Here is an 11,722-nt window from a genome sequence, read left to right as displayed (position 1 = left end):
CCTGGTGAAACTGTGAAAACGGTGCAAAGAATGCGGATAAAAGGCGGCGCTCAGCTGAGCGTTCAGGCGTCGTTCAAATGGCAGGCGCTTTGGTGCTGGATGGCAATGCCCTTGAGCTGGGGCGCCTCCACCGTGCAGCGCGGCATCGCACGCGGACATCGCGGATGGAAGTGGCAGCCGCTGGGAGGGTTCAGCGGGCTGGGGATTTCACCCTGGATGGCCGAGTAGGTCTTGTGGCGGGCGTTCATGTTGGGCACCTCGGCCAGCAAGGCCTGGGTGTAGGGGTGGTTGGGCCGGGCAAACAGCTCTTCGACCGGCGCAGTCTCGATCACGCGGCCCAGGTACATCACCACCACCCGGTCGCAGATGTGCTCGACGACGCCCAGGTCATGGCTGATGAACAGATAGGTCAGGTGCAGCTGCTCGCGCAGGTCCATGAACAGGTTCAGGATCTGCGCCTGGATCGACACATCGAGCGCGGCCACCGCCTCATCGCAGACCAGCATGTGCGGCTGCACCGCCAGTGCGCGGGCAATACCGATGCGCTGGCGCTGGCCGCCGCTGAACTGGTGCGGGTAGCGGCTGCGCAGCGCGGGGTCGAGCCCGGCGCGCTCCATCTGCGCGCAGACATAGTCGTCAAAACCGGCCTGGTCCACCAGGCCATGGATGCGGGCCGCCTCGCCAACGATCTCGTCCACGCGCAGGCGCGGGTTCAAGCTGGCGTACGGGTCCTGGAAGATCATCTGGATGCGCAGGCGCTCAGCATGGCGCTCGGCTGGCGTCAGCGCGGCCAGCGGTTTGCCGGAAAAGCGCACTTCGCCATCGGACGGCGGCAGCAACCCGGCCGCCATGCGGCCCAGGGTGGACTTGCCGCAACCGGATTCGCCCACCAGGCCCACCACCTCACCGGGGCGCACCAGCAGATCGACCTGGTCGACCGCACGGGTCACCGGGTGGGGCTTTTCCAGCCCCAGGCTTTGCAGCAGGCGGCCGCCCAGGCCGGGCTTGTGCTCGCCAAAGCGCTTGCTGACCTGGCGCAGCTCGACGACCGGGGTGACTGCTGCGCTGTCCGCTGGGGTGTTCATCATCTCGTTCATGGGCGGGCCTCCAGGCCTTGCGGCGCGGTGGCACCCAGGTTGCTGGGGGCGCTGGCGGCCAGCGCCGGGTGGAAGCAGCGCACCAGGCGGCCGGGCAGCGGCTCGGTCTGCTCGGGCTGGGCCTGGCAGGCAGCGGTGGCGCGGGCGCAGCGGGCGGCAAAGGCACAGCCCGGCGGCAGCTGCAGCATATTGGGCGTCATTCCGGGAATCTGCTGCAGGCGGCTGCCGCGCCGGTTGTTGGCCGGCAGGCTGCCGATGAGGCCGGCGGTATAAGGGTGCAGCGGGCTGTCCAGCACGGCATCGACGCCGCCTTGCTCGACGATGCGGCCGGCATACATCACGGCCACTTCGTCGGCCAGACCGGCCACCACCGACAGGTCGTGCGTGATCCAGATCAGCGAGGTGCCCTGCTGGCGCGCCAGCTTCTGCACCTCGGACAGGATCTGCGCCTGGATGGTCACATCCAGCGCCGTTGTGGGCTCGTCGGCAATGATCAGATCGGGCCGGTGCAGCATCGCCGTGGCAATGGCCACGCGCTGGCGCATGCCGCCCGACAGCTGGTGCGGGTAGGCCTGCAGGCGCTCGTCGGGGCTGGCAATGCCCATCATCGCCAGGGTCTCGCGGGCACGGTCACGTGCCTGGGCCTTGCTGGCCGAGGTATGGGCGCGCACCGCTTCGATCATCTGCGTGTCCACGCGCAACACGGGGTTGAGCGTCATCATCGGGTCCTGGAAGATCATCGCGATGCGGTTGCCCTGCAGCTGGCGCAGCTCGCGCGGCTTGATCTTGGTGATGTCGCGGCCCTGGAACAGCACCTCACCGCCAGTCACGCGGCCCGGTGCATCGACCAGGCCCATGATGGAAAAACCGGTGACGGACTTGCCCGAGCCGGACTCGCCGACCAGGCCCAGGATGCGGCCGCGCTCCAGGGTGAAGGACACATCGTTGACCGCGCGCAGGGTGCCGGCGCGGGTCGCAAACTCGGTGCGCAGATGGCGCACCTGCAAGGTGGGCACGCTGCTCATCGGGTGTTCCTCGGGTTCAGGACATCGCGCAGGCGGTCGCCCACCAGGTTGATCGCCACGATGGTGACCAAGAGCGCAATGCCGGGGTAAAAACTGATCCAGTACTGGCCCGAGAGCATGAACTGGTAGCCATTGGAGATCAGCAGGCCCAGCGAAGGCTCGGTCACCGGCACGCCCAGGCCCAGAAAGCTCAAGGTGGCCTCCAAGGTGATGGCGCGGGCGATCTGCAGGGTGCCGATCACAATCAGCGGCGGCAGGCAGTTGGGCAGAATGTGGCGCACCATGATGCGCCAGTTGGGGATGTCCAGGCAGCGCGCCGCCTCGACATACTCGCGCCGGCGCTCAACCAGGGCCTGGCCGCGTGCGGTGCGGGCGTAGTAGGCCCATTCCAGGATCACCAGGGTCAGCACCACATTGCCCACGCCCTTGCCCAGGTAGGCCAGGATCATCATCGCCACCAGGATCGAGGGAAAGGACAGGATCAGATCGACCACGCGCATGATGATCGTGTCGGTCTTGCCACCGGCATAGGCGGCCAGCAGGCCCAGCAAGGTGCCCACAACGCCGGCAATCAGCGCCGAGCCCACGCCCACCAGCAGACTGATGCGCAGGCCATAGAGGATTGCGGAGTACAGATCGCGGCCCTGGCCGTCGGTGCCCAGCATGTAGTGGAAGCTGTCCATGCCATTGGCCGAGCCTGGCGGCAGGCGTGCATCGAGCACGTCGAGCTGCTGCAGGTCATAGGGGTTCTGCGGCGTGATCCAGGGCGCCACCAGCGCCGCCAGAATCAGCACCACGGCGACGATGAGGCCGAACAGCGCCAGGCGCGAGGCCATGAAATCCGCCACATGCGCGCGCCAGGGCGAAGGCTGGCGCAGCGCCGCTGCCGGGGCCGTGCCCACGGGGGTGTTCGCAGGGGTGTTGGTGCCGCTCATGCTGCGCCCTCCAGGCGCACGCGGGGGTCGAGCACCTTGTACAAGATATCCACGATCAGATTGAGCGTGACGAACAGGCAGACCACCACCACCAGGTAGGAGACGATGACGGGACGGTCCAGCGCATTGATGCTGTCCAGAATCAGCTTGCCGGCGCCCGGCCAGGAGAAGATGCTCTCGGTCACCACCGCAAAGGCGATGGTCGAGCCCAGCTCCAGGCCCAGCACGGTGACCAGCGGAATCATCGTATTGCGCAGCACATGCAGGCCCACCACGCGCAGCGGCGACAGGCCCTTGGCGCGGGCGAACTTCACATAGTCCAGCGGCAGCACTTCACGCACACCGGCGCGCGTCAAACGGATCACCAGCGAGATCTTGAACAGCGACAGGTTGATCGCCGGCAGCAGCATGTGGCGCAGGCCGTCAGCCGTCAGAAACGACCACTGCGCGCCGAGAAACTCCACGGTCTGGCCGCGTCCGCTCGACGGCAGCATGCCCAGCGAGACGCTGAAGGTCATGATCAGCATCAGGCCGACCCAGAACGTGGGCAGCGAAAAGCCCACGATGCTGCCGGCCATGATGGATTTGGAAAACCAGCTCTCGGGGTAGAGGCCGGCCAGCAGGCCCAGCGGCACGCCCAGTACCACGGCGATGACCAGCGCGGCAATCGCCAGCTCCAGGGTCGCCGGCAGGCGCTGCAAAATCAGCTCGATCGCCGGCACGTTGTAGACAAAGCTCACGCCCAGGTTGCCCTGCAGCGCGCCGCCGACAAAGCCCAGGTACTGGCGCCACAGCGGCTGGTCAAAGCCCAGCTGGGCGATGATGCGCGCACGCTCGACCTGGTCCACGTCCTGGCCGATGAGGATATCGACCGGGTTGCCGATGGCATGCAGGCCGACGAAGACGATCACCGTCATCAAGAGCACCACCACCAGCGCCTGCGCAAGGCGGCGCAACAGCCAGCCGATCATGGTGCGTCCGCCTTGTCCAGCAACGCGGCGGTCTGGCCGGGGGGGTCGGCCGGCGTCCACTCATCGCCAAACACTTCGGGGTCGCTGAAGGCCTGCAGCTTCTCGAAATGCCACTGAACATCTTCGGCATACAGGCGGCTGCTGATGCCCTGGGCCAGGCGCTCGGCGCCCACGCTGATCGCAGGAATATCGCCGGACACGGTGCCATGCGTCAGCGCCGCCGGGTAGGAGAACGCATGGATGCGCTCCAGCCCCGGGCAGGCGCCGGGAATCTTTGGCTGCAGCTCGAAGGCCGGGCCCAGGTCGGGCGAGTCGGACAGCTCCTGGTCGTCCTCGCCCTCGGGGTGGCGGAAGCGGTCGCCCCAGTTGCGCACATGGGCGGCAAAGGGGGCAAATTCGCTGCGCGCATTCCAGTCGATGCGAAAGCCGGTGGAGAACACGACAAAGTCCAGATGGAACACGCCCTTGGAGGTGTGCACGCGGATCTCGTCGCCGGTCCATTCCATGCGCTCGATCGCGCAGCCCAGGTTGAAGCGGGCATTGGCATGGCGCGAGACGCGCAAGGTGCTGCCCCGGGGCGGCGGCACCTGCTGCACATTGATGTAGTGGCGGATCTTCCATTTCCAGTCATCAGGCAGGTGCAGATGGCCATGGGTCAGGCCCGGGCTGCCAGCGCCCTTGCCCTTGTTGACGCGCGGAATATCGCTGCGGCGGATCAGCAGATCGACACTGGCAGCGCCGCTCTCCAGCGCCGTGGCAGCACTGTCCATCGCCGAGGCACCGGCGCCCACCACGCCGATGCGCTTGCCGGCCAGCTGGGCGTAATCGGTGCTGTCCGACGAATGGGCCCAGCGGTCACGCGGCAGGCTGCGCGCCATCTCGGGCACATAGGCGCCGCCCAGGCCGTCGCGGCCGGTGGCCAGCACCACATGCCGCGCCAGCACCTTGCGCGCGCCGTCGGGGGTTTCCAGATCGAGCTGCACCACGCCATCGGCACCGCGCGGGCGCACGGCCAGCACCTTGTGGCCGTTGTGCACCGGCAGCGCCAGCACCTGGCGGTACCAGCGCAGGTAGTCCATCCACTGCAGGCGCGGGATCTTGTCGAGCGCCTCCCAGGCCTCCAGGCCGAACTGCGACTCGAACCAGGCGCGGAAGGTCAGCGCCGGTTTGCCCAGCGCCGGGCCGGTGAGCTGCTTGGGCGAGCGCAGGGTTTCCATGCGCGCCGTCGTCGCCCAGGGGCCTTCAAAGCCGGCGGGCGACTGGTCAAAAATCTGGGCCGGTACGCCCATGAAGCGCAGCGCCGCGCACGCGGCCAGACCCGACATGCCGCCGCCGATGATGGCAACGGGCAGTACCGGTTCGCCCTCGAGCGCGGTTTCGGGCACCCAGTCCTTGGCGGGCAGGTCCAGCCAGGCCAGGTCCTGGCGCACCCGTGCTTCGAGTGCAGCCAGCCCGGCGGGCGGCAATTGGCGGTCGTCGTTCATGCGTGGTTCTCTCAAGGTTCTTGCGCGCCAGCAGCGGGCCGCTGGCCCTCTGGCAGCATTTCTTCCAGCAGCGCGGCATGCTCTCGCGCGTCATGCAGTACAAAGCCGGGCAGCAGCGCCTGCGCCACCTCGGTCAAGGCCTGGCACAGCGCATCCATCGCCGGCGTGCAAGGCGTGGCCTGCTGGCTGACCACGCCAAACAAAAAGGGGATGTCGGTATCGAGCGGGCGCACCACCACGCCTTGCAGCGGCAGGCCCAGCGCCGTCACCGGCTCCAGCACCGAGACACCCAGGCCCGCGCGCACCGCAGCCATCGCGTTCACCGAGGCATTGGTTTCCATGAACTGGGTCTGCCCGGGTTGCGCGCCCGGGCGGGCAGCGGCAAAGGCCTCATCGAGGCGGCCGCGCAAGCGGTAGGGGTTGGCCATGGTGATGATGCGGCGCTCGGCCAGCGCGGCGAGGGGTACCACGTCCAGTGCGGCCAGCGGGTCGCCCTCGGGCAGCACCGCCACGCAGGCAGCGCGGCCAATCCAGTGCACCTGCAGGCCCCGGTGCTCCAGCGGCAGGCTGCTCACGCCCAGCTGGGCGGCACCGGTCAGCACACCCTGGGCCACCTGCTCGGGCGAGGCGCTGCGCAGCTGGATGTGCGAAATACTCTGCGCCATCGCGCCTTCCAGCCGCGCCAGCGCCGCAGGCACCAGGCCCGCGGCCAGCGCCGGCGTGGCCAGCAGGTTCAGCGGGCGTTGGCTGCCGCCTGCAATCTCGCGGGCGCGCTGGCGGATCTGCTGCAGGCTGTGCAGCGCATGGGCCACATCCTCGTACAGCAGAAAGCCTTGCTCATTCGGGGTGATGCGCGGTCCGTTGCGGCTGAACAGCGCATAGCCAATCTCTTGCTCCAGCTCCTGCACCAGGCGGCTGATCGCGGGCTGCGAACGGCCCAGCATGCGGCCGGCGGCCGTCACGCTGCCGGTCGAGATCACGGCCGCGAAGGCCTCAAGCTGGCGAAGTTCCATGGGTATTGAATGCGAAAACCGCATTCTGAGCTATTGAGTATGCAATCTACAAATACTAAATAGACATATCCAAATAGCAGAAGCGTATTTACCCGGGTACCGAGGCGGCGGCAGCCCGCAGGCAGCGCAATGCGGACGCAAAAAAAGGGAGCTTGCGCTCCCTTTGGCTGGCTTTCGGCCTGGGTGGACGCTGTGCCCGCTCAGAGCCCCAGCTTCCTGGCCACGTAATCGGCGTCCTTGTCGCCCCGGCCCGAGAGGTTGACGAGGATGTTCACGCCCTTGTCCAGCTGGGGCGCGATGCGCATGGCCCATGCGACGGCATGGGCGCTTTCCAGCGCCGGGATGATGCCCTCGACCCGCGACAGGGTCATGAAGGCATCGAGGCAGGCCTGGTCGTCCACCGCCTGGTAGTCGACCCGGCCCAGGTCCTTGAGGTAGCTGTGCTGCGGGCCCACACCGGGGTAGTCCAGGCCCGAGGCGATGGAATGCACGGCCGCAGGGCTGCCATCGGCGTTCTCCAGCACATAGCATTTCATGCCATGGATGGCACCGGGCTTGCCCACCGACAAGGTCGCGGCATGCTTGCCCGGCTGGTCCACGCCCTCGCCCGCCGGCTCCACACCGACCAGCTTGACACCGGCTTCGGCCAGGAAGGCGCTGAAGATGCCCATCGCATTGGAGCCGCCGCCCACGCAGGCCGCGACATAGTCGGGCAGCTTGCCATGGCGGGTCTGGAACTGCTCGCGCGCCTCGCGCCCGACGATGGACTGGAAGTCGCGCACCATCTTCGGAAACGGGTGCGGGCCCACCACCGAGCCGATCGCATAGAGGTAGTTCGTCGGGTCCTTGAGGTATTCCTCAAACGCGCTGTCGACGGCCTCCTTCAACGTTGCCTGGCCAAAGGTCACCGGCACCAGCTTGCAGCCCAGGATGCGCATCTTGGTGACGTTGGGGTGCTCCTTCTCGATATCGACCTGGCCCATGTGGATCTCGCAGGGGATGCCCACCAGCGCGCAGGCCGTTGCCAAGGCCACGCCATGCTGGCCGGCGCCGGTCTCGGCGATCACCTTGGTCTTGCCCATGAACTTGGCCAGCAGTGCCTCGCCCAGGCAGTGGTTGATCTTGTGTGCGCCGGTGTGGTTGAGGTCTTCGCGCTTGAGGTGGATCTGCGCGCCGCCCAGCTGCTGCGACAGGCGCCGGGCATGGAAGATGGGGCTGGGGCGGCCCACATAGTCCTGGAACAGGTGCTGGAGCTCATCCTGAAAATCCTGGCGTTGCACGATCTGCTCGTAGGCCTCGGCGATATCGTCCATCGCCTTTTTCAGATGCGGGGGCACCAGCTGGCCGCCGTAGTCACCAAAGAAACCGTTGGCATCGGGCATGTCGGCAAAGTTCATCATTGTTGTCATCTGTGGTGTCTCTGTGAACGCAAAGCTTCGTTGATACCACAGCGTCCCCGGCTACAGCTTGCAGGTTTTCCCGGTGCCACAATAGCTGCCATGAAAGCTGACGCCGTTCGTGACATCGCCCTGGCCCATGCCATCGAAACCTCGCCGCCCCATGAGGCCCTGCCCAGCGCTGCGCGCTGCGAGGCCATCACGCAGGAGGTGCTGCACACTTTGGGCAAGCCCGCCTTGGGTGGCAAGGCCGGCCAGGCCGCCTTTGCCCAGTTTTTGCAGCTGCGCGCCCAGCGCATCATCCAGGCCAGCCAGTTGCCCGCCGATGTGCGCCAGCTCTGGCAGCATGCCCCGGGCCTGGCGCGCTGGACGCCGCTGGCCATCGGCCTGCTGGCGCTGTGCCTGGGCTTTGCGAGCCACCGCATCACCGATCCGCACCGCGTCGATCTGCTGTCGCTGTCGCTGATGGGCATCGTGCTGTGGAACCTGCTGATGTATGCAGTGCTGCTGGTGCGCAGCATGGTGGGCCTGGCGCGGCGCCAGCCCGCCCGGGTGGCGCTCTGGGAACCGGCCCAGCTGCCCGCTGGCGGCCAAGACACACCCACCGCAACCGCAGACGAACACCCCGGCTGGCTGGCACGCCTGCGCGGCAAGGCCATGCCCGCGCTGCGCGGCAGCGGCCTGCGCAAGATGGCGCTGCGCTTTGAGCGCAACTGGTGGCAGGCCAGCGAAGGCGTGCGCAACGCCCAGTGGCTGCAGTGGCTGCACCTGGGTGCGGCGCTGGTGGCAGCCGGCGCACTGGCCTCGCTGTGGCTCACCGGTCTGACCAAGGAATACCAGGTCGGCTGGGAGAGCACCTTCCTGTCGGCCGCGCAGGTGCAGCACTGGCTCAACATCCTGTTTGCCCCCACCCAGTGGCTGCAATGGACAACGCCGTGGAGCCTGGCCGACATCCAGGCGCTGCAAGGCTGGGTGACCAGCAGCATGCCGGCGCAGTACCAATCGGCAGCGGCCCAGGCGCCGCAGCCCGGTGTGCTCAGCGCGCCGGTCACCTATGTGGGCGAGCGCTGGGTCTGGGCCTATACCGCCTTGCTGGGCGCCACCGTGGTGCTACCGCGTTTGCTGCTGGCCCTGTGGCAGGGGCTGCGCGCACGCTGGCGCCGCCAGCACCTGCAGCTGCCGCTGAACCAGGCCTACTTTGCCCGCCTGCAGCGCGACTTTGGCGGCCTGGCCACGCGCCTGGTGCTGCTGCCCTTCAGCATGGATGTGACGCCCGAGCGCCGCGCGGCGATCGGCCACCATGCGATCGGCCTCTATGGCGCCGGCGCCCATGTTGACTGGCTGCCGACCCTGGCCTATGGCGCGGCGCTGCCCGGCATCGATGTGCCCGCAGGCGCGCAGGCCGTGGTGCTGGTCAGCCTGTCGGCCACGCCCGAGGCCGAGGTGCATGGCGAGCTGCTCACCCAGCTGCACAACCGCCACGGCGCCAACGGCCAGCTCTGGCTCTGGGGCAGCGATTTTGCCGCCCGCAATGCCGGCGCCCCCCGCCGCCTGCAGGAGCGCGAAGCGCTGTGGCAGGAGTTTGCCCGCCAGCATGGCATCCATGCCCAGCTGATCACCACCGGCACCTGACGAGACCCGCACGATGACCGAGACCACGAACGACCTCCAGCATTCCGCCGCACTGGCACCCGATGCCGCCGGTGCCGGCGACCAGTCGATTGCCTGGTGCCTGCTGTCGCACACCAACATCGGCAAGACCACCCTGGCCCGCACCCTGGTGGCCGAGGACATTGGCGAAGTGCAGGATGCCGCCCATGTCACCAGCCAATCGCAGCGCTACCTGCTGCAGCGCACCGAGCAAGGCGATGCGCTATGGCTCTGGGACACGCCGGGTTTTGGCGATTCGGTACGGCTCTACAACCGCCTGAAGCAGCAGGGCAACCCGCTGGGCTGGTTTCTGTCGAACGTCTGGGACCGCTGGCGCGACAAGCCCTTCTACATGAGCCAGCGCGCGTTGCAGGCTGCACGCGACCATGCCGATGTGATGCTCTACCTGGTCAATGCCGCCGAAGACCCGGCCGACGCCGGTTACTGGGCCAGCGAGATGCGCATCCTGCAGTGGATGGACAAGCCCGTGCTGGTGCTGCTCAACCAGATTGGCAGCGACACCAGCGCCGCGCAGACCGCCGCCGACCTGCAGCGCTGGCGCACCGCGACGGCCGAGTTTGCCGGCACCGTCCGCTCGGTGCAGGTGCTCGACGCCTTTACCCGCAGCTGGTGGCATGAAAAGCAGGTGATGCAGTCCATCGCGCCGTTGCTGCCCGATGCCAAGCAGCCCGCCTACCAGCGCCTGCTGCAGAGCCGCGCCGCGCGCCAGCAGCAGCGCGAAGCGGCCAGCTTGAAGGCCCTGGCCGAGCAATTGCTGCTGGCAGCCACCGCGCAGGAGACCGTGCAGGCCAGTGACAACAAGCTCTGGCAGCGCGCCTGGAACAAGGTCAGCGGCTCGGTCGCGCAGGCGATCCGGGGCAGCGGTGCTGAGGGCGCCGAACTCAGCCCCGAGCAGACCGCTGCGATGCAGCGGCTGACCCAGGCGCTGCAGCAGGCCGACCTGGCCAGCACCCAGGCGCTGCTGGAGCTGCACCAGCTCGATGGCCAGGCGGCCAGCCAGCTCCAGCAGCAGCTCAAGGACCACCTGAAAACCAGCACACCGCTGGACCCGCAGACGGCCAGCCTCTGGGGTGCGCTGACAGCCGGCGCAGCCACGGGCTTGGGGGCCGACATGGTCGCCGGCGGCATGACCCTGGGCGCCGGTGCGCTGGTAGGCGCGTTGGTAGGCGCCGTCACCTTTGCCGGTGCCGCCTGGAGCGCGAACAAGATGTTCGACCAGCAGGCCCAACGCTTTCACCTGTCCCCCGAGTACCTCAGTGCCTTGACCGGCCAGCTGCTGCTCAAGTACCTGGTGATCTCGCACTTTGGCCGGGGACGCGGGCGCTACACCAGCCCCAGCGCGCCGGCGCAGTGGAGCGAGGCGGTGCAGGCTGCCGTTCAGCACCGCGCCACACAGTGGCAGCAGCAGTGGAAGGCGCTGGGCAGCCTGGCGCCCGACGCCGCCTTGAGCGACGAGGCGCGCGCCGCCCACTTGCAGGCGCTGCAGCTGCAGTTGGGTGAATGCCTGCACGAGGCGCTGGACCGCCTCTACCCCGGCATGGATCGATCAGCAGCCAGTGCTGATACAAATACTCAATAAAAACAACAAATTACAAAATAACCAACGATATAAAACTTCAATTCGCATTGACCCGCTTGTTTTTTGCACACGCCCGCCGCAGCATGGAGATGCCAGGGCCCCGCAGGCCTGGCACCCGACCAACATAAAGACAGGAGAGTTTTATGCGCAACACCTGGAAAGCCTGGATCAGCGGTATCGCGCTGTGCGGCACGGCGGCCGTCTATGCCCAAACACCGGCAGCAGGCACGGCTCCGGCCGCCAAACCGGCACCCGCCGCCAAGGCCGCGCCAGCGGCCCCCGCTGCTGCTGCAGCAGCGCCTGCAGCGGCGGCAGACAAAACCAAGACCAAGACCCCCGCCCCAGGCGGCGGTGCCGGCAAGGTCTGGGCCAATACCAACTCCAAGATCTACCACTGCCAAGGTGACCGCTACTACGGCACCACCAAGCAAGGCGAGTACATGACCCTGGCAGATGCCAAGGCCAAGGGCATCCAGCCCGCCAAGGGCAGCAAGGCCTGCAACAGCTGATCAGGCCCGCTCCAACACACTCCACCCCGCGCAACTTGGCG

Annotated in this window: 10 protein-coding genes; 3 read left to right on the top strand and 7 right to left on the bottom strand. The window is 67.5% G+C overall.

Annotated features, from left to right (window positions below):
• Positions 1-62: 62 nt before the first annotated feature.
• The 7 genes from MJ205_RS20785 to trpB form a co-directional block, all read right to left on the bottom strand.
• Positions 63-1,088, bottom strand: a complete 1,026-nt coding sequence (locus MJ205_RS20785; protein ID WP_239812812.1) for an ABC transporter ATP-binding protein — start codon at positions 1,086-1,088, stop codon at positions 63-65.
• A 5-nt stretch (positions 1,089-1,093) separates the two neighbouring features.
• Positions 1,094-2,122, bottom strand: a complete 1,029-nt coding sequence (locus tag MJ205_RS20780) for an ABC transporter ATP-binding protein (RefSeq protein ID WP_239810187.1) — start codon at positions 2,120-2,122, stop codon at positions 1,094-1,096.
• A complete protein-coding gene (locus MJ205_RS20775) occupies positions 2,119-3,057 on the bottom strand; it encodes an ABC transporter permease (protein ID WP_239810186.1) in 939 nt (312 codons plus the stop codon). The genes MJ205_RS20780 and MJ205_RS20775 overlap by 4 nt, the downstream gene beginning before the upstream one ends.
• Positions 3,054-4,028, bottom strand: a complete 975-nt coding sequence (locus tag MJ205_RS20770) for an ABC transporter permease (protein WP_239810185.1) — start codon at positions 4,026-4,028, stop codon at positions 3,054-3,056. The genes MJ205_RS20775 and MJ205_RS20770 overlap by 4 nt, the downstream gene beginning before the upstream one ends.
• On the bottom strand, positions 4,025-5,512 hold the full coding sequence (locus MJ205_RS20765; RefSeq protein ID WP_239810184.1) for a SidA/IucD/PvdA family monooxygenase: 1,488 nt from the start codon (positions 5,510-5,512) through the stop codon (positions 4,025-4,027). Before MJ205_RS20765 ends, MJ205_RS20770 begins: the two co-directional genes overlap by 4 nt.
• 11 nt (positions 5,513-5,523) lie before the next feature.
• Positions 5,524-6,525, bottom strand: coding sequence for a LysR family transcriptional regulator (locus tag MJ205_RS20760; protein WP_239810183.1), 1,002 nt, complete (start codon positions 6,523-6,525; stop codon positions 5,524-5,526).
• A 200-nt stretch (positions 6,526-6,725) separates the two neighbouring features.
• Positions 6,726-7,934, bottom strand: coding sequence for a tryptophan synthase subunit beta (gene trpB, locus MJ205_RS20755; protein WP_239810182.1), 1,209 nt, complete (start codon positions 7,932-7,934; stop codon positions 6,726-6,728).
• Positions 7,935-8,024: 90 nt separating this feature from the next.
• Between trpB and MJ205_RS20750 the strand changes: the two genes are divergently transcribed.
• The 3 genes from MJ205_RS20750 to MJ205_RS20740 all read left to right on the top strand — a co-directional run bounded on the left by MJ205_RS20750 (position 8,025) and on the right by MJ205_RS20740 (position 11,681).
• On the top strand, positions 8,025-9,554 hold the full coding sequence (locus MJ205_RS20750) for a DUF2868 domain-containing protein (protein ID WP_239810181.1): 1,530 nt from the start codon (positions 8,025-8,027) through the stop codon (positions 9,552-9,554).
• Positions 9,555-9,567: 13 nt separating this feature from the next.
• Positions 9,568-11,172 carry a DUF3482 domain-containing protein gene (locus tag MJ205_RS20745; RefSeq protein ID WP_239810180.1) on the top strand — a complete coding sequence of 535 codons (1,605 nt, stop codon included), beginning with the start codon at positions 9,568-9,570 and terminating at the stop codon, positions 11,170-11,172.
• A gap of 143 nt (positions 11,173-11,315) precedes the next feature.
• A complete protein-coding gene (locus MJ205_RS20740) occupies positions 11,316-11,681 on the top strand; it encodes a signal protein (protein WP_409450144.1) in 366 nt (121 codons plus the stop codon).
• Positions 11,682-11,722 lie beyond the last annotated feature (41 nt).

The organism is Comamonas sp. B21-038 (genome assembly GCF_022387135.1).
GTDB lineage: Bacteria > Pseudomonadota > Gammaproteobacteria > Burkholderiales > Burkholderiaceae_C > Comamonas > Comamonas sediminis.
The sequence above is the reverse complement of the archived record's forward strand: the minus strand, read 5'-3'. Positions and strand labels throughout refer to the sequence as shown.

Coding starts and splice junctions, on each gene's coding strand:
- MJ205_RS20785 (WP_239812812.1), bottom strand. CDS start 1,088: ATGATGAACACCCCAGCGGACAGCGCAGCAGTCACCCCGGTCGTCGAG.
- MJ205_RS20780 (WP_239810187.1), bottom strand. CDS start 2,122: ATGAGCAGCGTGCCCACCTTGCAGGTGCGCCATCTGCGCACCGAGTTT.
- MJ205_RS20775 (WP_239810186.1), bottom strand. CDS start 3,057: ATGAGCGGCACCAACACCCCTGCGAACACCCCCGTGGGCACGGCCCCG.
- MJ205_RS20770 (WP_239810185.1), bottom strand. CDS start 4,028: ATGATCGGCTGGCTGTTGCGCCGCCTTGCGCAGGCGCTGGTGGTGGTG.
- MJ205_RS20765 (WP_239810184.1), bottom strand. CDS start 5,512: ATGAACGACGACCGCCAATTGCCGCCCGCCGGGCTGGCTGCACTCGAA.
- MJ205_RS20760 (WP_239810183.1), bottom strand. CDS start 6,525: ATGGAACTTCGCCAGCTTGAGGCCTTCGCGGCCGTGATCTCGACCGGC.
- trpB (WP_239810182.1), bottom strand. CDS start 7,934: ATGACAACAATGATGAACTTTGCCGACATGCCCGATGCCAACGGTTTC.
- MJ205_RS20750 (WP_239810181.1), top strand. CDS start 8,025: ATGAAAGCTGACGCCGTTCGTGACATCGCCCTGGCCCATGCCATCGAA.
- MJ205_RS20745 (WP_239810180.1), top strand. CDS start 9,568: ATGACCGAGACCACGAACGACCTCCAGCATTCCGCCGCACTGGCACCC.
- MJ205_RS20740 (WP_409450144.1), top strand. CDS start 11,316: ATGCGCAACACCTGGAAAGCCTGGATCAGCGGTATCGCGCTGTGCGGC.